Origin of the sequence: Sphingomonas sp. LR55, assembly GCF_036856015.1 — a bacterium.
In the GTDB taxonomy this organism is placed as follows: Bacteria; Pseudomonadota; Alphaproteobacteria; order Sphingomonadales; family Sphingomonadaceae; genus Sphingomonas.
The window spans coordinates 926,382-948,882 of sequence record NZ_JASPFO010000001.1 but is presented as its reverse complement, the minus strand read 5'-3'; the positions used below and the strand labels follow the sequence as shown (position 1 = coordinate 948,882).

The window sequence follows — 22,501 nt, the reverse complement described above, 5'->3', positions numbered from 1 at the left end:
CCTGTGCAGGCGAACCGATGCCGATTTTCGGCTGGCCAGGACAGGGACGGATGCGTACGATCGAGGCGAACTGTATTGGTCAAGAGAGCGGTACGATGGCGACGAACATGCTCGAGACGCGGACCGGACAGGTCATGCACGTCATCCGCGATCGGATCGAGCGGCGGACGCTGACACCCGGCGCGCGGCTACCGTCGGTGCGCGCGATGGCGGAGACGATCGGGTTTTCCAAATCCACCGTGATCGAGGCGTATGACCGGCTCGCCGCCGACGGCACGATCCGGTCGCGGCCGGGGTCGGGCTTCTATGTCGCCTCGCCGCTCGCCCCGCTGGCGCTTGACCGATTGGGTGGCGCGGTCGAGCGCGAAGTCGATCCGCTGTGGATGCTGCGCCAGTCACTCGCCGATGGTGGCAAGCGCATCAAGCCTGGCTGTGGCTGGCTGCCGGACGAGTGGCTGGCCGGCGATGCGATCCGCAAGGGGCTGCGGGCCGCCGCGCGTGACACCCGCGATCGCGCGCTGACCGGTTATGCCTCGCCGCAGGGATCGTTGCCGCTGCGCGCGCTGCTCGCCCGGCGGCTCGCCGGACAGGGCGTCGATGCCGCGCCCGACCAGATCCTGCTGACCGACAGCAGCACGCATGCGCTCGACCTCGTCTGCCGCTTCCTACTCGAACCCGGCGACACCGTGCTGGTCGACGATCCGTGCTATTTCAACTTCCTCGCGTTGCTCCGCGCGCACCGCGTCAAGGTCGTCGGCGTGGCGATGACGCCGACCGGGCCGGACGTGACGGCATTCGCCGCAGCACTCGCCGAGCATCGCCCACGTTTCTACCTGACCAACTCCGCGGTCCATAATCCGACCGGCGCGACGCTGGCCGCCGCGACCGCGCACAAGCTGCTGAAGCTTGCCGACGCGCATGATCTGGTGATCGTCGAGGATGATATCTTCGCCGATTTCGAACATGCGATCGCACCCCGGCTGGCCGCGTTCGACGGTCTCGACCGCGTGATCCGGATCGGCAGCTTCTCGAAGTCCGTTTCCGCCGCCATCCGCTGCGGGCATATCGCGGCGCGACCGGACTGGGTCGAGGCGCTCGCCGACCTGCGGATCGCGACGTCGATGTCGGGCAACCCGCTGTCGGCTGATCTGCTCCACGGCGTGCTAACCGACGGCAGCTATCGCCGGCATGTCGAGACCCTCCGCGCCCGGCTGGCGCGCGCGATGGCGCGGACGGTGAAGCGACTGCGCGCGGTCGGGATCGAACCGTGGATCGAGCCCGACGCCGGCATCTTTCTATGGGCGCGGCTGCCGGATGGCATGGACGCGGTCAGGCTCGCCCGCGCGGCGCTGGCGCAAGGCATCGTACTCGCGCCCGGCAACGTGTTCAGCACGAGCGGGGCGTGGGGCGACTATTTGCGGTTCAACGTGTCGATGTGCGACGACGAGGCGCTGTTCGCGTTTCTGGGTGACGCCTGCCGGTCGGTGGGTTGAGGACAGCCTAGCGCGATCAGCGCCGGACCAGATTGTCCGCCATGTGATCGACGAACCCGCGAACCTTGGGCGCGACGTGACGGCACGCCGCTCGGGTTGCGGGAACGTTCCTTGGCGGCGCGCTCACGCTGTTTCAGACGGCCTCGACGCACGCAGCGGACTCGGCTGCGGACGTTGCGATCGATGATCGTCGCCGCCTGGAATGTCGCGATCGCGGTGGGCGGATATGTGCTCGATACGCGGGGGGCCGGCGTTTTGCCGTGGAGCCTGTGCATCCTGTTGGTGGCGTGCTTGGTAGTCGTGTCGATGGCCCGGCTGCATGGTTTCTTGTCCCGCCGCGCTTTGTCAATCCTGCAAGGTATAGCGAAAGCGATCAGTGTGTGACCGGATCGCCAGCCCAGACCCTCGCTAGCGATGCCCCATCGGCACGTCTGGGTCCGCGTCATCTGCGCGTGGTAAAGGCCCTGCCCGAGATATCGCTATCATAGAGGCTCCTCCCGGCACGCTTACGCACACAGATTTTTGCGTACGCACAAGGATGGCGATGGTCAGGACAGGTGTGATTTTCGTCAATCAAACCTGGATCTGGGCATTCGCAGCCTTTCTTGCGGGAAGACTAACAGTCTGGTCTGACGGTTGTTGATCTATATTACTGATTATCGAATACTATATTCGGGATCTGCTGTGGTACCCCGCTAAACATAGTGCCAATTATGTCACAAAGCGGAAATACTGATAATAAAAGTAAAACTGCTTCGCGTCGGATTCGGGCGTAATCAGCAGTCGCCGTTCCGCAAACCCCTGTAACGGAACGAGATGCTCCACCGTTCCTAGTCGTTTTGGATCTAAATTACGACGTTCCCGCCGTTGACACGATCTCTCTGAATGGTAGCCCTATCATAAGCGGCAACGACCGTGTGCACTCTGGCCTGATCAGGGCGGCCGGAATTAGGGGAGGGACTATGATCAAATTTCCGCGCGTTGGCGCATTCGGTATCTACCATCGCCGTCGTGGCCGGGCTGGCAGCCTCGAACACCGGCAGCGCGCAGACAGGTCCCGCGCAGACGGGTCCAGCGCAGACGGCCCCCGCCCCCAGCGCGCAGACGACGCCTGGCGCGCCCCCGCGGCCGACACGCTTGGTGAAGGCACGACCGAAGACATCGTCGTTACCGGTATCCGCGCCAGTCTCAACCGCGCGATCGACATCAAGCGCACGTCCGCGGGTGTCGTCGACGCCATCTCGGCCGAGGATATCGGCAAGTTTCCCGACACCAACCTGGCTGAGTCGCTGCAGCGGATCACCGGCGTGTCGATCACCCGCGCCAATGGCGAAGGTTCCCAGGTCGCAGTGCGCGGGTTCAGCGGTGGCTTCAACCTCGTGACATTGAACGGCCGTCAGCTGGCCTCGACGAGCATCGATACGAGCACCGGCAACGCCTTCGCGGTCGGCACCGGCCGTTCCTTCGACTTCCAGAACCTGGCGTCGGAAGGCGTCGCAACGCTGGAAGTCTACAAGACCGGCCGGGCCAACATCCCGTCAGGCGGCATCGGCGCGGCCATCAACGTCGTCACGCGCCGGCCGCTCGACTCCCGCGAGGACGGCTTCTCGGGCTCGATCGGCGCCAAGGCCTTGTATGACAGCTCGGTCGAGAACGCGGAGGCCAATCTCAAAAAGGTCACCCCGGAACTGTCCGGACTGATCAATTGGAAGAACCCCAGCGAAACCTTCGGCGTCAACCTCTTCGGCAGTTACCAACTGCGTGAATCGACCTCGGTCCAGTCCAATCCAAACTATTGGAACATCGTACCGCTCGCCGATTTCATGGCGCGCAACGGTGTTTACACCGATGCGGCGACGAAGATCACGAACGCGCCGACCACCGCCTATGTACAGATCCCGAACGACAGCCGGTACCAGTTCTCGGAAAACCGTCGTGAGCGGCTCAACGGGCAGGCCAACATCCAGTTCAAGCCGACCGACCGGCTCGAGATAACGATCGATGGTCTCTATGCCCGGAACAAGCTGAGCGACGAGCGTAGCGAGCAGACCAACTGGTTCCAGCGGCCCTTCACCGAAGTCACGTTCGACGACAACAAGCAGATGCAGACCGCTGTAATCCTGGCTGAATCGAAACAGGCGGACAAGGGCTACGAGCAGCAGCGGTTTGCGACGAAGACCGAGCTATACTCGTTTGGCGGCAACGTGAAATGGAACTTCACGGACGTCCTGTCGCTGAAGCTCGACGCGAACCATTCGAAATCGACGACCGATCCGGACAATGCGAACGGCACCTCGGCAACGACGATCTCGATCGGCGCCCCGGTCCGTGCGACGCATAAGGTCGACTTCACCAACGGCTTCCCGCAACAGTCCGAAACGCTGAACGACTGCAACGCCACCAACGGCGGCCGCGGTGGTAACTGCAACAACATCCTGGATATCGGAGATGTCGGCACGCAGATCGCACGCGAAATCTTTTCGGAACAGCAGTCGCGGGTCAATCAGTTCAACGGGGAATTGGGCTGGGATCTCGGCAACGAGAGCCGCTTCGTGTTGGGTGGCAATTATGTGGATGCGAAGACCCGCTCGGCCAGTTCCAACACGCAGCAGCTGCTGGGTGACTGGGGCATCACCGACACCGGTCTGGTCAGCCAGCTCGCCGGCGACCTCGTCAGCACCTATTGCCTGACCTGCAAATTCGACAAGTTCGACCCGGCGTCGACCGGATCGGCGCTGGTCGCGTTCCGCGGCAATGCGGTCGACCTGTTGAACGTGTTCTCACCCTATTACGCGAATGTCCCGGGACGCGGCCGGGTGTTGCAGGGCGCCACGGATGATACCGTCGGCGAAAAGACGTGGGCGGTCTATGGTCAGATGAAATGGGCCGGCGACATCGGCGGCCGTCGCGCGAACGCGCTGATCGGCGTTCGCTACGAGCAGACCCGGGTCGACTCGCTTGCTATCCAGTCGATCCCGACGGCGCTGGAATGGCAATCGGACAACGACTTCGCCATCCTCGGCGGAGCGACCGGTGGCGCCGTCAACGTCAAGGCGAAGTATAACAACCTGCTGCCGTCGCTCGATTTCAACATCGAAGTGCTCGACAATGTGGTCGCGCGTACGTCGTTCAGCCGGACGCTTGCGCGAGCCGACTACGGCAACCTCTTCGCCTCGGTCACCGCAAACGCCCCCAACCGCCCGACCGCGCTGGGAGCAGGAGCAGCACCGGCCTCACGCCAGAACCCAGCGCTGTTGCCGCTGATTTCGGACAATTTCGACGTGTCGGTCGAATGGTACTACAAGCCTACAAGCTTCGTGTCGGTCGGCTTCTTCAAGAAGAACGTGCGAAACTTCGTCGGTAACCAGGTGACGAGTGGCAATCTGTTCGGGCTGCGCGATCCGGGTTCGGGGGCGGCGGGATCACGCTCGGGGACGGCGCTCGACTATCTGCGCACCAACGGGATCGCCCAGACCGACGAAAATCTGTTCGCCTACACCGCGTTGCTGCAGAAGAATGCCGGTAACCAGGCAGCGGCAACCGCGGCCTTCCAGGGCGCGCTCGATCCGGCAACGGGTAAACTCAACGGTGCATTCTACAACCAGCTTGCACTCGACGTTAACCTTGTCGGCGACGTCAACGATCCGCTGGTCAATTTTGCGATCAGCGAGCCGATCAACAATCGCGAGGCGGACATTCACGGCTTCGAAGTCGCCTGGACCAACTTCTTTGGCCAAACCGGCTTTGGGTTCGCGGCCTCGTATACCAAGGTCAACGGCGATGTGAATGTCGACCCCTATGCCGATCCGAACGTCAACATCTTCGCACTGAGCGGCTTGGGCGACAGCGCAAACTTGACCGCCATCTACGACAAGAACGGAATCTCGGCCCGCGTATCGTATAATTGGCGTGATAAATATCTCGCCGCTACCAACCAGGGTACCAACCGCAACCCGCTCTTCACCGCGGCGTTCGGCACCCTGGACGCGAGCCTCAGCTACGACGTGACGCAGAATATCTCGGTGTCGCTCGAAGCGGTCAATCTGACGAGCGAGCCGTTCCGTCAATATGCCCGCACCGAGACGAACCTGGTCTATGTGCAGGAGCTCAAACCGCGCTTTTATCTCGGCGCGCGCTACCGTTTCTGACGAAGGCGGGCGTGGATCTCGGTCCACGTCCGGCACTATGAAGGCCGCCGCGACGTCGTGCGGCGGCCTTTTTCTTTTGTTGGCCGCCATCGCACTGATAGACCTGATCCAACAACAGGACCGGAGCGGATGAATCCCGTACAGATCAATAATATCGACCATGCCAATCTGCGCGTCAGCCCCAGAGCAGGTAGTGCGTTTGGCGATGCCGCCAATCAGGCACTGATATTCCCGGCCGAGTTCGAAGAGGCACAGCGTGAATTCGCGATCATATTCCGTCGCCGCGACGAAGGGTTGCAGGCCTACGCTTTGTTGGGACTGGACCGCGACGAGAATCTGTTTCTTGCCGGCGACTATTGGACGAGCCGCTATGTCCCAGCCAGTCACCAGCGCGGCCCCTTCTCGATCGGAATGGTCCGAGCATCCGGGGACGATGTGGGCGAGCCGATGCTGCACGTCGATCTCGACGATGCGCGGGTCGGCGATAGTGCAGGCCTGCCGCTGTTCCTCGAACATGGTGGCAACACACAGTATCTCGATCATGTCACCGGCGTGCTGCGGCTGCTGTACCAGGGAATCGAAACCGCGCCGGCGGCCTATGCCGCGCTCGACGAGGCGGGTCTTCTCACGCCGGTGACGCTGACCGTCGATGTCAGCGAGGAGCGGCGCTATACCATCCCCGACGTGCTGGTCGTGGACGTCGAGCAACTCGCTGCGCTGACCGGGGAACCGCTTGAGCGGCTGCATCGATCGGGTGTGCTGCGCCTCGCCATCCTCGCTGCGGCATCGCTTGGCAATATCCAGCAGTTGATTGCCCGCAAGCAACAACTGCTGAGCCAGATCGGTTGAGCGCGGTGGCCGGTATCACACGCCGTACGCGGGTGATCGAGGGGGCGGACGCGGCCGGCGTGCCTATCACCGATCTGATCGCCGACGGCCTTCCGGTGATCCTGCGCGGGATCGCGCGTGACCTGCCGCTGGTCGCGATCGGGCTGGACGGCGCACAGCCGGCGATGGCGTGGCTCAAGCAGTTCGACGGCGGGCGTCCGGTCACCGCGTATCTCGGCGATCCGGCGATCGGCGGCCGGTTCGGCTATTCCGACGATTGCACCGCGCTGAACTTCAAGCGGGAGAGCGGTTCGCTGTCCGGCTATCTCGATCAGATCCTCGCCAGCATTGGCGATCCGGATGCGCCCGCCATCTATATCGGTTCGACCGACATCGATCTGTATCTGCCCGGTCTTCGTGCGCAGGCGGCGTTGCCGTTCGGCGATCCGCAACTCGTCGAGAACCCGCCGCTAGTCAGCATCTGGATCGGCAATCAGACGGTCGCCTCGACGCATTACGACATGTCGAACAACCTGGCGTGCTGCCTCGTCGGCCGACGACGCTTCACGCTGTTCCCGCCGGATCAGGTCGCCAACCTCTATCCCGGGCCGCTCGAGCCTACGCCGGCCGGACAGGTGGTCAGCATGGTCGATCTCCGTGCACCCGATCTCGACCGCTACCCGCGCTTTGCCGAAGCGCTGGCGCAGGCCGAGGTCGCCGAACTCGAGCCGGGCGACGTGCTACTCTATCCGGCGTTGTGGTGGCACAATGTCGAGGCGCTGGACGCGTTCAACGTGATGATCAATTATTGGTGGAACGCGGTGCCGCGGTTCATGGATACGCCGATGAACACGCTGCTCCACGGGCTGCTGTCGCTGCGCGACCGGCCCGATCACGAGAAGCAGGCATGGCGCGCGATGTTCGACCATTATGTCTTTGGCCCTGTCGATCAGGCCAGAGCGCACCTGCCCGAGCACGCGCACGGCGAGCTTGCACCGCTGGATGCGCTGTCGGCGCGGCGTTTGCGCGCCAAAATTCTCCAGCGCATCAACCGATAGGAGCCGATCATGGTCGAGCAGCGCATCAGGAAAGTGGTCATCGCCGGCGGTGGCACCGCGGGCTGGCTCACCGCCGCCGCCCTGTCACGCCAATTGGGGCAGCTGCTCGACATCACGCTGGTCGAATCCGAGGAGATCGGCACGATCGGCGTCGGCGAAGCGACGATCCCGACGATGCGCTCGTTCCATGCGATCCTGGGGCTGGACGAGCGCGAGTTCATGCGTACGACGCAAGCCACGTTCAAGCTCGGCATTGCGTTCGAGAACTGGGCACATGACGGCGATCGCTATATCCATTCGTTCGGCGACCTCGGCAAATCGACCTGGATGGGCGACTTCCACCATTTCTGGCTTGCCGCCAAAGCCGCCGGTGATCCGAGCGAGATCGGCGACTATTGCCTCGAGCTTCAGGCGGCCAAGGCGGAGCGGTTCGCGTTGCCGTCCGAAGGTCAGATCAACTACGCCTATCACCTCGATGCAGGCCTTTACGCCCGGTTCCTGCGCGCACGCAGCGAGGCGAACGGGCTGAAACAGATCGAGGGACGGATCGCCAGCGTCGATCGCGATGGCGAAACCGGCTTTATCCGCGCGCTGGTCCTCGACTCCGGCGAGCGCGTCGACGGCGACCTGTTTATCGACTGCACCGGCTTTCGCGGGCTGCTGATCGAAGGCACCTACGCCGCCGGTTACGAGGATTGGTCGCAATGGCTGCCGACCAACAGCGCCTTGGCCGTGCAGACCGCTTCGACGGGTCCGGCGCATCCTTACACGCGCGATCGCGCATGACGCGGGCTGGCGTTGGCGCATTCCGCTGCAGCACCGCGTCGGCAACGGGCTGGTCTATGCCAGCGAGCATCTGTCCGACGACGAAGCGCATGCCCGTCTGCTCGGCGCGATCGGCAGCGCGCCGCTGACCGAGCCGCGGCTGATCCGCTTCCGCACCGGTCGAAGGCGACAGGTATGGAAGGGCAATTGCGTCGCGCTCAGCCTTGCCAGCGGGTTCGTCGAGCCACTCGAATCGACCAGCATCCACCTGATCATGACCGGCGTCCTGCGGCTGATGAAAAGCTTTCCGTTCGGCGGTATCGCCCCCGCGGTGGTGACGCGGTTCAACGATCAGGCGCAGGCCGAGCTGGAGCACGTACGCGACTTCATCATCCTCCATTATCACCTCAACAATCGTCCCGAGCCGTTCTGGGCAGCGCGCAGAGACATGCCGATCCCCGACACACTGATCGAACGTATCGCGCTGTTCGCCGAAGGCGCGCAGGCGTATCAGGGCGGTGAGGACCTGTTCCGCGTCGCCAGCTGGGTGCAGGTGATGCTCGGCCAGCATCTCGTTCCACACGACCACCATCGCCTGGGCAGCATCATGGGTGGCCCACAGCTCGCCAGCGTATTGACCAAGATCCGCAGCGACATCGCCGGCATGGTCTCTGGCATGCCGACGCACCAGCAGTTCCTGGATCGCTACCTCGCGCCACCGATCGCGGCCGGGTCCGGGATCCGATCGATGAACTGAACCGCTCGGAACGATGCGGTCGAGCACCCTATCCTTCTCCCGCGGTGAGCCTTGCGATCTGCAGCGCAAGACGGGGCGCAACACATGCGAGCTTGATCGCCGTCCACGCCATATTCGACCAGAACAGCGCCAGATACGCCCCCTTCGTCATACGCTTGTGAAGGAGGACGCTAAGCCCAGATCGACAGCATGATGGGGGTGAGCACTAGACGTAAAAGCGGGCAATCGGGGCGGACGATACCGGATCGGATAAGGCGGCATCTAAGCACCCGGCAAGCCCTCACCTCTAGCGGGCTTGGACCTGCCCTATCCCGAGCGACCTCTCAGCGCTTCGTGCAGATGCCCCGCGGCATCGCCTGCCAGGATCGTCGCCGTTGGCTGGGCGACGACGCCGCCCGCGGGCACGTCCTCCAACAACCAGACATTGCCGCCGATCGTCGCGCCCCGACCGATCGTCACCCGGCCGAGGATCGTCGCACCCGCATAGATCACCACGTCGTCCTCGACGATCGGATGCCGCGCCAGCCGCTCGCGCGCCGAGACATCGGTCACGCCGAGGGGGCTGCGGGCCCCCAGCGTGACGTGCTGGTAGATCTGCACGCGGTCGCCGACGATCGCGGTTTCGCCGATGACGACACCGGTGCCGTGGTCGATAAAGAAGCTGCGCCCGATCGTCGCGCCGGGATGAATGTCGATACCGGTGCGGTTGTTGGCGAGTTCGGAGATGATCCGGGCCACGATCGGCGCTCCCAGACCGTAGAGCGCGTGGGCGATCCGGTGATACAGGATCGCGACGATTCCAGGGTAGCAGATCAGGATCTCGTCCGCGCTGCGGGCCGCCGGATCGCCGAGAAACGCCGCGCGGACATCGTCGTCGACCAGTTCGCGGATCGGCCCCAGTTCGGCAGCGAAAAGCCCGACGATCATCGCGGCCTGACTGACGTCGAACGCGAGAAGCGCCTCGCCTTGCCAATAGTCGAACTCGTTCTCGATCTGTCGTTGCAATCCCGACAGCGCGCGTCGCAAATGCGTCTCCACGAACGCATCCTCCATGCTTTCCGGCCCCGCAAACGCGCCAAGCCGTCCGGGGAAAAGCGCTGCAACCAGGTCATCGATCACGCGCACGGTCTCCTCCCGCGACGGAAACCGCGCGACATTGTGCCCGCCAATGGCGTCCAGTCGCCACGACGTCCTGGCCGCGCGCAATTCTTCGAGTGTGGATGCGAGATCGGGTGATGCATCCGATGCGGTCAACGACATGATCAAATCCTTGTTGGGCTCAGCGCAGGTCCGGGTATCCGGCGCGTGCGGCGTTTGACTGAAGCCTCATTATCGGTACCGAAATGGCTTCCTCGGCTGGCGCGGTGCCCGCCAGGAACAGGCATGCCCGTACGGCGGCCAGTTCCGGATCGAGCATCACGTGCCTAAGAGCGAATTCGAGCGCGGCGACCGTGGCGGCGCTGGTCGAGGCGGCGGTCACGAACGGCAACGTGGGCGACACCGGACTGCTCATGAGTATCCGCAGCCGCGCAGTCAGTTCGGGCTCGAACCGGGCGATTGCCGCGTAGGTGACGCAGTCGATCGCGGCGATGTCCGCATCCCCCGCACCGACCGCGACGATGCTGCCACGATGCGATCCCGTCGCGATCACGGTTTGGAAAAAGCCGCCGGTTGCCGATGAACGCCCTGCGATCGGCGCCAGCGTCGCCCGAAACAGATTCATGCCGGTATTGGAGTGTGCATCGTTGATCGCCGCGCGGGTGCCGCGAAACGCCTCGATCGTCTCCCGCTCATCATTTGCGCGCGCGACAAGGACGCTGGTGTGCGTCGCGCCGACGCAGCCCGGCGCATCGTAGACCGGAAGGGCGACCACCCGGAGTGCCAGCGTCGTATCTACGGCCAGCGGATAGCCGCAGGCCTGCGCCAATAAAAGCCGAGGGTCGCGCCAGGTCGCCTGCACGTCTTGGGTCCGATCGAGGTGGGGCGGCACGTCCTCCACGCCCCGCTCGCGAAGGAGGCGCGCGATCGCGGTCCAGAGCTGATCGTTGGCGTTCCTTTGTGCCGGGTGATCGTACATGCCCAGCGAAGCAATCCGATGAGTCACGATAACGGTATCCGGTGCGATGGATGGATCATGTCGTCATGCGGATTGAACGCGAACCGTCGCACGATCTCGCCATATCCCCGATAGATCGGCGCGCCCTGTGCGGCAAACCGTGCTCGGTGGATTTGATGATAGGCTGGCAAGTCATGCCAGGCGAGCGCCGGGCGCTCATGATGCGCCGCATGCAGATTATTGTTGAGAAATAGCAGCGCCAACAGGCCGCCCTCCTCCACGCTCGCCGCTCGACCGGGACTTGCGAGATCTGCTCGGTGTTCAGCATAAGACCGCAGCATCGTCAATGCCATGCCGGGATAGACGAACGTCACGCCATACCGGATCACGCTCAGCCCGACATGATCCAGCCACCAGAGTACCGCCATGACCGCCGCGAGATGCGGTAGCCAGTCGCGAACCACCAGCGCCGGTTGGTGGATCGCACGGCGCCCTTCCCCGGCCAGAAAGCGCAGAATGAGGATCGGCGGCCCGAAGACCATCTGCCCGAGCAGCGTCGATTGCAGCCTACCACATACTGCTCCCATACCACCGGTCGCGCTACGATACCGGGACTCGGGATCATGCTGGGGATCGGTGATGACCTCGGCCGCGTGATGGGCGCGGTGGCTGCGACGGTAGAGCCGATAGGGTAGCCAGAGCGACAAGGGCACAGAGCCGATCGCGTCGTTGATCGAGCGATTGCGCGTCGGGTGCCCATGAATCGTCTCGTGCTGCAACGATCCATGCCAGGCAAGCAACCAGCCGCCGACAAGGATGAGCAAGGGCCACGGAAGGACGGCATGAAACGCCGTTACGACAAACCAACTGCTGTATATTGCGGCTGCGACGAGCACCGTCCGCCACTGTACCGCTTCGCTGAGATCATCTCGCTGCATCGCCACCTCCAGTTGGAAATCGAATATCTATCGGGCTGGTAGGATTTGACAGTCGATTGCGCTTTAGAATGAGAAAATTCTGCTTGTGTGCTCGGCGAGGCCGGCCGGACCGTCACGGCTTTTGGAACAGGCATGGCCCATACTCGTGACCGGATAGGGTACCGGCCGCCGCGATGGTCGCCGCGATCGGGAGCGGTTCATTTCGCTGAATCCGGACTGGTCGCAGCGGGCTTGCCGACGGGAGGGTCGATGGTCGTCATCGAATAGGTAGTGAAATGCCGCTTGGCATCGGCTGACCTAGACCGATGCGCCCTCGCCATCGGAAACGGTACTGCATAAGACGATGGCATGCGGATCGCGATCATCGACACGAGCACCACGCGAGCGGCGATCATCTCTGATGGCCTACGCGAAGCGGGGCTCGATGATATCGTCGTGATCGACGGGACGTTGGGGATGGTCGCGGCGCTCGAGAAGGCCGCGCCCGAGGTGGTGCTGATCAACCTCGAAAATCCCAGTCGCGACGTGCTCGAGGAGTTTTTCGCGGTGTCGCGCGCGCTGGCGCGGCCGATCGCGATGTTTGTCGACCAGAGCGACGCGGAGTCTACCGCCGCGGCGGTCGACGCAGGGGTGTCGGCGTATATCGTCGACGGGTTGGCCAAGCAGCGGATCAAGCCGGTCATCGACCTTGCGATCCGGCGGTTTCAGGCGTTTGCGCGGTTACAGGCGGAGTTGCACGAAGCGCGCAGCGCGCTGGCCGATCGGACGACGGTCGACCGCGCCAAGGCGATCCTGATGAAACGCCGCGGGATCGACGAACCTACCGCGTACGGCCTGCTCCGCGCGCAGGCGATGCGATCCAACCGACGGATCGCCGAGATCGCCGATGCGATCATCACCAGCGACGCGCTCATGGGAGATTTGTAATGGCGCTCGACCGGGTCCGCATCGGATTCCTGCCGCTGGTCGATGCGGCGCTGCCGATCCTCGCGCGCGAACGTGGGTTCGCGGAGGCCGAGGGGCTGGAGATCGAACTGGTCCGCGACATGACCTGGGCGACGGTGCGTGATCGGCTGCTGTACGGGCATACCGACGCTGCGCATATGGTCGCGCCGCTGGCGATCGCGACGGCGCTGGGGCGTGAGCGGCCGGCGGTGGCGATGGCGGTGCCGTTCGTGCTGGGGCTGAACGGCAATGCGATCACGTTGTCGTTGCCGCTCGCCGCGCAGGTGATGGACGGCGATGCGCTTGGCGATCCGGTCGTGCTCGGCGCGCGGCTGAAGATGGTCGTGGTGGCGCGTGCTGCGGCGGGGCGGCGGTTGCGGTTCGGTGTGGTGCATCGCTATTCGAGCCATAACTACATGCTGCGTTACTGGCTCGCGGCGGTCGGCATCCGGCCCGATACCGATGTCGAGATCGTAACGACCAGCCCGACCTTCGCGGCGGATGCGCTGGCGGCCGGCGAAGTCGACGGCATCTGTGTCGGCGAACCTTGGAACGGCGTCGCGGTCGATCGCGGCGTCGGGCGGATTGCCTTGGTCACCGCACAGGTCTGGCGGCGCGGGGTCGAGAAGGTGCTGACGATGCGCGAGGCTACGCTGGTCGAGCGCGGCGACGTCGTCCACCGGCTAATCCGCGCGCTGCATGCTGCGGCTGCGCAGTTTGTAGATCCGGATACTCTTGAGGCCAATGCGGCGATTCTTGCTCGTCCTGAGTATCTCGATGCGCCGGTCGATGCGGTGTCGCGGGCGATCGGCGACCGGGTGCGGCTAGTGAAGGATGCCGTGCCGATCCACGTTCCGGACTTCATGTTCCAGTACCGCGAGGCGGCGAACTTCCCGTGGCGGAGTCAGGCGGCGTGGCTGTATTCGCAGATGGTGCGGTGGGACGGCACGCCGTTCTCGGCCGAGGAGGCGGATGTCGCGCAAGGCGTGTTCCGCCCGGACGTGTACCGCGCGGCTCTGGCTGGGTCGGGCGCGCCGTTGCCCAATGCGAGTTCGAAGCTGGAGGGGGCGATCGGCGCGGACAGCATCGGTGCGGGGTCGACGCAGGGGCGGTTGATCCTTGGGCGCGATGCGTTCTTCGATCGGCGCGCGTTCGATCCGGATGATATCGAGGGATATCTGGCGGGGCTGCCCTGACGGCAAGCGGCCCTTCACCTCCTTGTTCTCCCGCGAAGGCGGGAGCCCAGTCTGGGTCCCCGCCTTCGCGGGGAAACAATCTGCGTTTGGGTAGTGGCGATGCCGTTCAACCCAAATCTGCTGCACCCGCGAAATGACGCTTGCGCGATGGGGCCGTTTCGGTCATCTTCACACCGTTCGGCAAAGGAGTCGGACACGAAATCATCGCGAGACCGGTTCCAACGAAGGGACCTGACCGCGTAGGACGATTTACCGATCGTCCACAGGCAACGAAGCCGCTCCGATGCGTCCGCAAGGTCGCCGTCGGGGCGGCTTTTTCTTTGTCCATCGCAGATGGAGGACCGACCATGTTGTTCGCATCACCGGGTATCGACACCACCGCACCGAAGGCCACGCGGATCGACCTGTTCAGCGCCGCCACGCCGCAAATGCGCGCGTTCCACGTCACGTGGCTCGCGTTCTTCGTATGCTTCTTCGCGTGGTTCGCCGCCGCGCCGTTGATGCCGCTGATCAAGACCGAGTTCGGGCTGAACAAGGACCAGATCGCCAACATCAACATCGCCGCGGTCGCGGTGACGATCCTGATGCGGCTGGTGGTCGGTCCGCTCTGCGACCGGTTCGGTCCGCGCCGTACCTATACATGGCTGCTGCTGCTCGGTGCGGTCCCGGTGTTCGGGCTGGCGTTCGCGCAGACGTACGAGACGTTCCTGTTCTTCCGCCTCGCGATCGGCGCGATCGGCGCGTCGTTCGTCATCACGCAATATCATACCAGCGTGATGTTCGCGCCCAACGTCGTCGGCACCGCCAACGCGACCGTCGGTGGCTGGGGCAATGCCGGCGGCGGCGCGGCGCAGAGCCTGATGCCGCTGGTCGTCGCGGCGCTCGTCGGCCTCGGCGTCGAGCACGCGTTCGGCTGGCGCGCGGCGATGTTCGTGCCGGGCGTCGCGATGGTCGCGATGGCGTTCGTCTATGCGCGCTACACGCAGGACACGCCGCAGGGCGACATCGTCGACCTCCGCGCCGCGGGCATCGAACTCGACGGCGGCAAGGCAACGGGCATGGTGATCTTCCGCCGTGCCGCCGCCAATTACCGGACCTGGATGCTGGCGGCGACGTACGGCGCGTGTTTCGGGGTGGAGATCTTCATTCATAATATTGCCGCAAGTTATTACGTCGATCGGTTCGGGCTTTCGCTGACCAATGCGGGGCTGGCAGCAGGGATCTTCGGCGGGCTTGCGCTGTTCGCCCGTGCGCTCGGCGGGATCGCCAGCGATCGGATCGCGCTCAGAAAAGGCCTCGACGGCCGCGCGCTGCTGTTGTTCGCGCTGATGCTCGGCGAAGGCGTCGGGCTGGTGCTGTTCGGTCATGCCGGCAGCGTCACGCTCGCGATCCTGGCGATGACGATGTTCGGGCTGTTCACGCACATGGCGTGCGGCGCGACCTATGCGCTGGTGCCATTCATCGACCGCAAGGCGCTGGGCGGTGTCGCCGGGCTGATCGGTGCGGGCGGCAACATCGGCGCGGTCGCGGCGGGGTTCCTCAACAAGGCGTCGGCCACCCCGCAGCAATGCCTCATCGTGCTCGGCTACGTCGTCGCAGGCACCGCGGTCTGCGCGCTGGCCGTCCGCTTCTCCGCCACGCACAAATCGGACGAACGCGCGCTGCTCGACGCGGCGCTCGACGCACGCCGCACCAGCGACCGCTCGGTCAGCGGCGCGCTCCCCGCGTGACCCTCCCTTCCCGGCTCCAACCCGACTGGACGATCTGATGGAACACCAGACTATCACCCCCTCCCCCGACACCCGCGAACACCTCGTCGTGATCGGCAACGGCATGGCCGGCTGTCGCGCGGTCGAGGAACTGATCGCGCGCGATCCGACCCGGTACCGCGTGACGATCTTCGGTGCCGAGCCGCACGTGAACTACAACCGCATCATGCTGTCGCCGGTGCTGGCGGGCGAGAAGACGTTCGAGCAGATCGTCATCAACGATCACGCCTGGTACGCGACCAACACGATCGAACTCGTGACCAGCGACCCGGTACAGGCGATCGACCGCGTGGCCAAGACCGTCACCGCGCGCTCCGGGCTGACGGTATCGTACGACCGGCTGCTGATCGCGACCGGCTCCGATCCGTTCATCATCCCCGTCCCCGGCAAGGACCTGCCCGGCGTGATCTCGTTCCGCGACATGGCGGACGTCGATCACATGCTGGAGGCTGCGGGCAAGGGCGGCGCGGCGGTCGTCATCGGCGGCGGGCTGCTCGGGCTGGAGGCCGCACACGGCCTCACGTTGCGGGGGATGAATGTCACGGTGATCCACCTGATGCCGACGCTGATGGAGCGGCAGCTCGACGAGGCGGCGGGGTGGTTGCTCAAGTCGGCGCTGGAATCGCGCGGTCAGGTCATCCTGACCGAAGCGAACACCGCCGAGATCGTCGGCGATACCCGCGTCGAGGGCGTGCTGCTGAAAGACGGCACGCTGATCCCCGCCAGCCTCGTCGTCATGGCGGTCGGCATCCGTCCCTCCGTCGCCCTCGCGCGCGACGCCGGGCTCGAGATTGGCCGCGGGATCAAGGTCGACGACCACATGGTCACCAGCGACCCGTCGATCCTAGCGGTCGGCGAATGCGTCGAGCATGACGGCAACGTCTACGGCCTCGTCGCGCCGCTGTGGGACATGTGCCGCGCGCTCGCCGACGGGCTGACCGACAGTCACAGCGGCTATCGCGGATCGGTGACCTCGACCAAATTGAAGGTCGCCGGGCTCGATGTGTTCTCGGCGGGCGATTTCTCGGGCGGTGCAGGCGCGGAGGACATCGTCCTGCGCGATGCGTCGCGCGGCATCTACAAGCGCGTCGTGGTCAAGGACGACCGGATCGTCGGCGCAGTGCTGTACGGCGACACGACCGATGGCGGCTGGTATTTCGACCTGCTCAAGCGGGCGGAAGACATCGCGCCGATCCGCGACATGCTGATCTTCGGTCAGTCCTTCGCCTCGGGAGGAGGCACAGCGGACCCTAAGGCGGCCGTTGCGGCGCTCTCCGACGATGCGGAGATCTGCGGCTGCAACGGCGTCACCAAGGGCAAGGTCGTGGCGTGCATCGGCGCCGGCAACGCGACGCTCGACGCGGTCCGCGCGACCTGCAAGGCGTCGGCATCGTGTGGATCGTGCACCGGGCTGGTCGAGACGCTGCTCGCGGTCACGCTGGGCGACGAGTATTCGGGCGAGCGTGACGTCAAGACGATGTGCAAATGCACCAGCTTCGGCCACGACGACGTCCGCCGCGAGATCGTCGCGCAGGGCATGCGCTCGATCCCCGAAGTCATGCAGAAGATGAGCTGGTCGACGCCGGATGGATGTTCGTCGTGCCGCCCTGCGCTCAATTACTATCTGCTCTGCGCGTTGCCCGGCGACTACAAGGACGACCAGCAGAGCCGCTACGTCAACGAGCGCGTGCATGCCAACATCCAGAAAGACGGCACCTATTCGGTCGTGCCGCGGATGTGGGGTGGGCTCACCAACCCGCGCGAGCTGCGTGCGATCGCCGACGTCGTCGAGAAATACGATGCGCCGATGGTCAAGGTGACGGGCGGCCAGCGGCTCGACATCTTCGGGATCAAGAAGGAGGATCTGCCCGCGGTCTGGGCCGATCTCAACGCCGCCGGGATGGTCAGCGGGCATGCGTACGGCAAGTCGCTGCGCACCGTGAAGACGTGCGTCGGGTCGGACTGGTGCCGGTTCGGGACGCAGGACTCGACCGGGCTCGGCGTCAAGGTCGAGCGGATGACCTGGGGCAGTTGGATGCCGCACAAGTTCAAGATCGCGGTCAGCGGCTGCCCGCGCAACTGCGCCGAGGCAACGATCAAGGATTTCGGCGTGGTCTGCGTCGACAGCGGCTACGAGCTGTCGGTCGGCGGCAATGGCGGGATCAAGGTCCGCGCGACCGACTTCCTGTGCAAGGTCGCGACCGAGGAGGAGGCGATGCATTATTGCGCCGCGTTCATCCAGTTGTACCGCGAGGAAGCGCGCTATCTGGAACGCACCGCGCCGTGGATCGAGCGGATCGGCGTCGAGTATATCCGCGAGCGGATCGCCGACGATCCGGAGGGCCGCGATGCGCTGGCGGCACGGTTCCTGTTCTCGCAGCAGTTTACGCAGGACGATCCGTGGGCGGCACGCGCGGCGGGCGAGCACCGCGAACAGCATGCGCCGATGGCGCGCTTCACACCTCTGGACACGCCCGTCTTTCTCGGGAGGGAAATGGCATGATCGGCGAATGGCTCGATATCGGCTGGGTCGACGAGATCCCGGTCCGCGGCAGTCGTACGGTGCAGGTCGCCGGCGGCGACGACATCGCGGTCTTCCGCACCGGCGACGGCAAGGTGTTCGCGCTGGCGGATCGCTGCCCGCACAAGGGCGGACGCCTGTCGCAGGGCATCGTGCATGGCGGCGCGGTGGCGTGCCCGCTGCACAACTGGCGGATCGCGCTGGATACGGGCGAGGCGCTCGGAGAGGACAAGGGGTGTACGCCGGTTATTCCGGTGAAGGTGAGCGGTGGGCGGGTGCTGCTCTGCCGCACCTCGACCATGAAGGCCGCCGCGTGATCGCGCCACTGCTCCCTCTCCCCGCTGAGGAGAGGGTCGGGGTGAGGGGTTGGGGCGCGTGCGGCCCGTCCCAACTGCCCCTCACCCAACCCTCTCCCCGAGGGGGAGAGGGCTAATGGCTTCCACCCGCGTGATCGCGCCACTGCTCCCTCTCCCCTCTGGGGAGAGGGTCGGGGTGAGAGGTTGGGGCGCGTGCGGCTCGTCCCAACCCCTCACCCAACCCTCTCCCCAAGGGGAGAGGGCTAATGGCGGCCGTGCGCACGACGTGCGCGTATTGCGGTGTCGGATGCGGTATCCTCGCCACCCCGACTGGCGAGCGCAGCGTCGCGATTAACGGCGACCCCGACCACCCCGCCAACACCGGCAAGCTCTGCTCGAAGGGCACCCACCTCGGCGAGACGATCGGACTCGAAGGCCGCCTGCTCACCCCAATGATCGGCCAGCGTCGCGCATCCTGGGACAAGGCACTCGACCTCGTCGCCAAACGCTTCCGCGACACGATCGCACAGCACGGCCCCAACAGCGTCGCCTTCTACGTCTCCGGACAATTGCTCACCGAGGACTATTACGTCGCCAACAAGCTGATGAAGGGCTTCATCGGCTCGGCCAACATCGACACCAATTCGCGGCTGTGCATGGCGAGTGCAGTCGCGGGCCACATGCGCGCGTTCGGCGAGGATATCGTGCCTGCGAGCTACGACGATCTCGACGTCGCGGACCTGATCGTGCTGGTCGGGTCGAACACCGCGTGGTGCCATCCGATCGTCTATCAGCGCATCCGCGCGCGCTGCGACGCCGGCGCGAAGCTCGTGGTGATCGACCCGCGCCGGACCGAGACCGCAGACGAGGCCGACCTTCATCTCGCGATCCGGCCCGGCACCGACGTCGCGCTGATGAATGGCTTGCTCGCATGGTGCCGTGACGTGGGCGTGGTCGACTACGACTATCTCGCCGCGCACGTCGCGACGCCCGATGCGTTCTGGGACCAGGTCGACGAGGGCAGCGACCTGTGGTCGGTGGCGCGCATCTGCGACGTTCCGCTGCAGGATCTCAGGCGCTTCTATGAACTGTTCGCCGCGACGCCGAAGACCGTGACGATGTTCAGCCAGGGCGTGAACCAGTCGCTGTCGGGCACCGATCAGGTCAACGCGATCACCAACCTCCACCTCGCCACCGGCCGCATCGGCAAGGCCGGTGCGGCCCCCTTCTCGATCACCGGCCAGCCCAATGCGATGGGTGGTCGCGAAGTCGGCGGCCTCGCGTCGTCACTCGCCGCGCACATGGATTTCGCGCCCGAGAACGTCGCCCGCGTCGGCCGATTCTGGGCCGCGCCCAACATGGCGACCAAGCCGGGGCTGAAGGCGATCGACCTGTTCCGCGAACTCGGCAACGGCCGGATCAAGGCGCTGTGGGTGATGGCGACCAACCCCGCCGTCTCGATGCCCGACGCCGGCCGCGTGCGCGAGGCGCTGGCGGCGTGCCCGTTCGTCGTCGTGTCGGACGTGATCGAGACCACCGACACTTCGGTCCACGCGCATGTCCGCCTGCCAGCCGCCGCGTGGGGCGAGAAGGACGGCACCGTCACCAATTCCGACCGCACGATCAGCCGCCAGCGCGCGTTCATGGCCGCGCCCGGCGAGGCCAAACCGGACTGGTGGATCGTCTCGCAGGTCGCGCGGCGGATGGGGTGGAAGACGGCGTTTCCCTATGATCGCCCCGCCGAGATCTGGCGCGAGCATTGCCGGTTGTCGGCCTATGAGAATGACGGCACGCGGCTGTTCTCGCTCCCCGGCCATGCCGCCAAGGGCAATGCCGAGTATGACGCGATGCCGCCGTTCCGCTGGGGTGGCACGCCATTTGCGAACGGCCGTTTCTCGACGCCCGACGGACGCGCGTGGCTGGTGCCGGTCATGCAGAAGCCCGTCGTCGCCCCGCTCGCGAAATGGCCGATGACCCTCAACACCGGCCGCTACCGCGACCAGTGGCACACGATGACCCGCACCGGCCTGTCGCCGAAGCTCGCACGGCACCGTGAGGAGCCGCTGGTCGAAATCCACCCCCATGATGCCGAACGGCTCGGAATCGTCGATGGCAGCCTCGCGCGCGTGTCGACGCCGCAGGAGAAAGCAGCTTCCGCGCGAGCGTCGCCCTGACGCAGCGGATCGGCGAACTGTTCGTGCCGATCCACTGGACCGACCGCACGGCGACCGGTGGGCGGACCGGCCTGCTGCCCCGCCCGCTCGCCGATCCGATCTCGGGCCAGCCGGGCTTCAAATCGACTCCCGTGCGGATCGAGCCGGTGGCAACCGAGTGGCGCGGCTTCGTCGTCGTCCGAGGCGAACTGGCAAGCCGCCCGGACTGCCTGTGGGCGACACGCGTCGCGGTGCCGGGTGGAACGACATGGGACATGGCCGGCAACGGCGACGCCGCAGCGCTCGACGCGCTGCTGCCAAAGGGCCAGCGGGTCGAGGCTGTCGATGCAGCACGCGGCAGTCGACGGATAGCGATCCTTGATGGCGGCAGGCTCGCGGCCGTCCTGTTCGTGACGCGCGACGGCACACTCCCGCCCCGCGACTGGCTCGTCGCGCAACTGAGCGAGGACGTTGCCGCCCCGACCCTGCTCGCCGGCCGCGCACCGGGCGTGCAGATCGACCGCGGGCCGATCGTCTGCGCGTGCTTCGACGTCGGGTTGAAGACCATCCTCGCCGCGATCGCCGACCAGCAGCTCGCCGACGTACCTGCGATCGGGGCGGCACTGAAAGCCGGCACCAATTGCGGATCGTGCCGCCCCGCCCTCGCCAAACTCCTCGTCACGCAAGGATCAGCAAATGTCGCATGATTTCCCGCCCGGTTCGGTCTGGCTGGTCGGTGCCGGCCCGGGCGATCCCGACCTCCTCACGCGCAAGGCCGAACGCCTGCTCGCGGCGGCCGACATCGTCTTCTACGACGCGCTCGTCGGCCCGGGCGTCCTCGCTCTCGTTCCGGCGGGAACCGAGATGGCAAGTGTCGGCAAGCGATCGGGGCGCCATTCGAAGGATCAGGTCTCGATCAACGTCCTGCTCGCCGACGCTGCGCTCGCAGGCAAGCGCGTCGTCCGGCTCAAGGGCGGCGATCCGTCGATCTTCGGCCGCTCGACCGAGGAGCTCGACCACCTCGCCGCCAGCGGCATCACCGTTCGCATCTGCCCCGGCATCACCGCCGCCAGCGCCGCCGCGGCCTCGGGCGGCGCCTCGCTGACGTTACGCGGCCTCGCGCGGAAGCTCACCTTCGTCACCGCGCACGCCCGCGCGGGCGAAGCGCTCGATCTCGACTGGACCGCGCTCGCCGCGCCCGACGCTACGATCGCCGTCTATATGGGCCGCGCCGCCGCCGCCGCCGGCGAAGTGTCACGCGAACTGATCGCCGCCGGGCGCGCGCCCGACACGCCGGTGATGGTCGCGGTCAACGTCTCGCTGGCGACCGAACGTATCCTGCGCGGGCGACTGTCGGCGCTGGCGTTCCTGGTGGAGACGATCAGCGACAACGATCCCTCGCTGCTGCTGATCGGCGATGCATTGGCAGTATCGTCGATCGCGGCCGTAAACACGATGGCGCAAACGCGGGGCTTCGAGGTTGGGGTGGCATAAGGCCGAAGACGCAAGCTTGTTGGCCAGCGAACATGTGCTCGCCCTAGTCTGGAGCGAACCGCTGCGAGTTTGCCGGAGGCTATA

14 protein-coding genes and 2 pseudogenes are annotated in these 22,501 nt (G+C 65.4%); 13 read left to right on the top strand and 3 right to left on the bottom strand.

Annotated elements, in window-relative coordinates; translation table 11 throughout:
• Positions 1 to 50: 50 nt before the first annotated feature.
• The 6 genes and pseudogenes from QP181_RS04585 (at position 51) to QP181_RS19910 (ending at position 9,049) form a co-directional block, all read left to right on the top strand.
• A complete protein-coding gene (locus QP181_RS04585) occupies positions 51 to 1,493 on the top strand; it encodes an aminotransferase-like domain-containing protein (RefSeq protein WP_333927773.1) in 1,443 nt (480 codons plus the stop codon).
• Between the two features lie 183 nt (positions 1,494 to 1,676).
• Positions 1,677 to 1,877: a hypothetical protein gene (locus tag QP181_RS04580; protein WP_333927772.1), complete on the top strand. Its 201-nt coding sequence runs from the start codon at positions 1,677 to 1,679 to the stop codon at positions 1,875 to 1,877.
• Between the two features lie 578 nt (positions 1,878 to 2,455).
• Positions 2,456 to 5,641, top strand: coding sequence for a TonB-dependent receptor (locus tag QP181_RS04575; protein ID WP_333927771.1), 3,186 nt, complete (start codon positions 2,456 to 2,458; stop codon positions 5,639 to 5,641).
• A gap of 57 nt (positions 5,642 to 5,698) precedes the next feature.
• Positions 5,699 to 6,490, top strand: a complete 792-nt coding sequence (locus QP181_RS04570) for a SapC family protein (RefSeq protein ID WP_333927770.1) — start codon at positions 5,699 to 5,701, stop codon at positions 6,488 to 6,490.
• Between the two features lie 5 nt (positions 6,491 to 6,495).
• The gene (locus QP181_RS04565) at positions 6,496 to 7,527 is read left to right on the top strand and encodes a cupin-like domain-containing protein (protein ID WP_443027515.1); all 1,032 of its coding nucleotides are present in this window, start codon (positions 6,496 to 6,498) and stop codon (positions 7,525 to 7,527) included.
• Positions 7,528 to 7,536: 9 nt separating this feature from the next.
• A pseudogene (locus tag QP181_RS19910) lies at positions 7,537 to 9,049 on the top strand (tryptophan halogenase family protein).
• Between the two features lie 306 nt (positions 9,050 to 9,355).
• Here the strand turns inward: QP181_RS19910 and epsC are convergent.
• From epsC to QP181_RS04540, 3 genes are read right to left on the bottom strand one after another with little or no spacing between them, the layout of a single operon-like run.
• Positions 9,356 to 10,309 (bottom strand): serine O-acetyltransferase EpsC, encoded by a 954-nt coding sequence (gene epsC / locus QP181_RS04550; protein WP_333927768.1) that lies wholly within the window; start codon positions 10,307 to 10,309, stop codon positions 9,356 to 9,358.
• Between the two features lie 19 nt (positions 10,310 to 10,328).
• Entirely contained in the window at positions 10,329 to 11,153 is an 825-nt protein-coding gene (locus QP181_RS04545) for a phosphate/phosphite/phosphonate ABC transporter substrate-binding protein (protein ID WP_333927767.1), read from the bottom strand.
• On the bottom strand, positions 11,150 to 12,043 hold the full coding sequence (locus QP181_RS04540) for a fatty acid desaturase (RefSeq protein WP_333927766.1): 894 nt from the start codon (positions 12,041 to 12,043) through the stop codon (positions 11,150 to 11,152). The genes QP181_RS04545 and QP181_RS04540 overlap by 4 nt, the downstream gene beginning before the upstream one ends.
• Before the next feature lie 348 nt (positions 12,044 to 12,391).
• Between QP181_RS04540 and QP181_RS04535 the strand changes: the two genes are divergently transcribed.
• The 7 genes and pseudogenes from QP181_RS04535 (at position 12,392) to cobA (ending at position 22,417) form a co-directional block, all read left to right on the top strand.
• The gene (locus QP181_RS04535; protein WP_060525221.1) at positions 12,392 to 12,970 is read left to right on the top strand and encodes an ANTAR domain-containing response regulator; all 579 of its coding nucleotides are present in this window, start codon (positions 12,392 to 12,394) and stop codon (positions 12,968 to 12,970) included.
• A complete protein-coding gene (locus QP181_RS04530; RefSeq protein WP_333927765.1) occupies positions 12,970 to 14,184 on the top strand; it encodes a CmpA/NrtA family ABC transporter substrate-binding protein in 1,215 nt (404 codons plus the stop codon). The genes QP181_RS04535 and QP181_RS04530 overlap by 1 nt, the downstream gene beginning before the upstream one ends.
• 347 nt (positions 14,185 to 14,531) lie before the next feature.
• On the top strand, positions 14,532 to 15,914 hold the full coding sequence (locus tag QP181_RS04525) for an MFS transporter (protein ID WP_333927764.1): 1,383 nt from the start codon (positions 14,532 to 14,534) through the stop codon (positions 15,912 to 15,914).
• A gap of 37 nt (positions 15,915 to 15,951) precedes the next feature.
• Positions 15,952 to 18,456 carry a nitrite reductase large subunit NirB gene (gene nirB, locus QP181_RS04520; RefSeq protein WP_333927763.1) on the top strand — a complete coding sequence of 835 codons (2,505 nt, stop codon included), beginning with the start codon at positions 15,952 to 15,954 and terminating at the stop codon, positions 18,454 to 18,456.
• Positions 18,453 to 18,791, top strand: a complete 339-nt coding sequence (gene nirD / locus QP181_RS04515; RefSeq protein WP_192238839.1) for a nitrite reductase small subunit NirD — start codon at positions 18,453 to 18,455, stop codon at positions 18,789 to 18,791. The genes nirB and nirD overlap by 4 nt, the downstream gene beginning before the upstream one ends.
• A 245-nt stretch (positions 18,792 to 19,036) precedes the next feature.
• Positions 19,037 to 21,630, top strand: a pseudogene (locus tag QP181_RS04510) (molybdopterin-dependent oxidoreductase).
• Entirely contained in the window at positions 21,620 to 22,417 is a 798-nt protein-coding gene (cobA, locus tag QP181_RS04505) for a uroporphyrinogen-III C-methyltransferase (protein ID WP_333927762.1), read from the top strand. Before QP181_RS04510 ends, cobA begins: the two are co-directional and overlap by 11 nt.
• Positions 22,418 to 22,501: the final 84 nt, after the last annotated feature.

Excerpts from the sequence above, each read along its gene's own strand:
- QP181_RS04580 (WP_333927772.1), top strand. The coding sequence starts at position 1,677 with ATGATCGTCGCCGCCTGGAATGTCGCGATCGCGGTGGGCGGATATGTG.
- QP181_RS04535 (WP_060525221.1), top strand. The coding sequence starts at position 12,392 with ATGCGGATCGCGATCATCGACACGAGCACCACGCGAGCGGCGATCATC.
- QP181_RS04530 (WP_333927765.1), top strand. The coding sequence starts at position 12,970 with ATGGCGCTCGACCGGGTCCGCATCGGATTCCTGCCGCTGGTCGATGCG.
- nirD (WP_192238839.1), top strand. The coding sequence starts at position 18,453 with ATGATCGGCGAATGGCTCGATATCGGCTGGGTCGACGAGATCCCGGTC.
- cobA (WP_333927762.1), top strand. The coding sequence starts at position 21,620 with ATGTCGCATGATTTCCCGCCCGGTTCGGTCTGGCTGGTCGGTGCCGGC.
- QP181_RS04525 (WP_333927764.1), top strand. The coding sequence starts at position 14,532 with ATGTTGTTCGCATCACCGGGTATCGACACCACCGCACCGAAGGCCACG.
- epsC (WP_333927768.1), bottom strand. The coding sequence starts at position 10,309 with ATGTCGTTGACCGCATCGGATGCATCACCCGATCTCGCATCCACACTC.
- nirB (WP_333927763.1), top strand. The coding sequence starts at position 15,952 with ATGGAACACCAGACTATCACCCCCTCCCCCGACACCCGCGAACACCTC.
- QP181_RS04575 (WP_333927771.1), top strand. The coding sequence starts at position 2,456 with ATGATCAAATTTCCGCGCGTTGGCGCATTCGGTATCTACCATCGCCGT.
- QP181_RS04540 (WP_333927766.1), bottom strand. The coding sequence starts at position 12,043 with ATGCAGCGAGATGATCTCAGCGAAGCGGTACAGTGGCGGACGGTGCTC.
- QP181_RS04585 (WP_333927773.1), top strand. The coding sequence starts at position 51 with ATGCGTACGATCGAGGCGAACTGTATTGGTCAAGAGAGCGGTACGATG.